The organism is Luteolibacter sp. Y139, from assembly GCF_038066715.1.
In the GTDB taxonomy this organism is placed as follows: Bacteria; Verrucomicrobiota; Verrucomicrobiia; order Verrucomicrobiales; family Akkermansiaceae; genus Haloferula; species Haloferula soli.
The window spans coordinates 1-909 of the sequence record NZ_JBBUKT010000029.1 but is presented as its reverse complement, the minus strand read 5'-3'; the positions used below and the strand labels follow the sequence as shown (position 1 = coordinate 909).

1 protein-coding gene is annotated in these 909 nt (G+C 58.3%); it reads left to right on the top strand.

What is annotated here, in order from left to right:
* The first annotated feature begins 204 nt into the window (after positions 1-204).
* Positions 205-756 (top strand): PEP-CTERM sorting domain-containing protein, encoded by a 552-nt coding sequence (locus tag WKV53_RS28575; RefSeq protein ID WP_341408268.1) that lies wholly within the window; start codon positions 205-207, stop codon positions 754-756.
* Positions 757-909 lie beyond the last annotated feature (153 nt).

Sequence of the window (909 nt, the reverse complement as noted above, 5' to 3'; positions counted from 1 at the left end):
ATCCGAAGGGGCTCCGGCCCTCAGGGTATGAAAATTTCATGACGAAATTCATTGGGGCCGCATGAGTGTGCGGCCCCTTTTCGTTGCCCGGATCGGGCTTTGAAAAGTGGGGTTTCAGGCGGCGACGGAAGCCTCGATCCGGGTGAGTCCGGCCGTCATCTTGACTGAACTATCTCTCCTGATAGAGATGACATCCTAACTCGGATGAAACTCATTGCCCCCCTCTTGGCCGTTGCGGCGTCCTTCGGCACCGCAAAAGCCGTTAGCGTGACCCTCACCGGAATTGCCAATTCGACGATTGGCCTCGTGACCTCAACTACAGGCCAGCTTTTGAACGGGACGGCCTACTTCTACTCGACCGCAGTCGACCTGAGTGTCGCTCAGGTCGCCAGCGTTACGACTCGCGCCTCCTTCGAGGCGTTGCTCGGCGCGGATCCCGGTGCGGTTCGTGGCCCGGTTGCTTTCACCAATGGTGCTTTCACCAGTTCGGGACCTGTGGAAATGGGAGCCGTCGGCAATATCACCTACATGGTGCTGATTACCAGTGGCGGGATGATGAATATTTACCAAGGCCCCTCCGTGCCGTCGCTCGGCGCAGTTACGATCAATCCCGCCAACATCACCGAGAACCTGCGGGGAAGCTCCGGTCTGCAATCCATTGGAGGGGTGAATTCCGGCTACCAGTTCATTCCGGAGCCTTCGACCGCACTTTTGGGTGCCCTCGGCGCCCTCGGCCTGCTTCGCCGTCGCCGTTGATCCCTGTGAAGTGGGGGAATGGCGTGTGTCCCAAATCTTGGGGACATGACAGATCGCTCATTTTCGGGCAGAGTCTTCACATCCGAAGGGGCTCCGGCCCTCAGGGTATGAAAATTTCATGACGAAATTCATTGGGGCCGCATGAGTGTGCGG

What these genes read in the sequence shown, in the direction of transcription:
- WKV53_RS28575 (WP_341408268.1), top strand. Translation starts at nt 205, where the DNA reads ATGAAACTCATTGCCCCCCTCTTGGCCGTTGCGGCGTCCTTCGGCACC.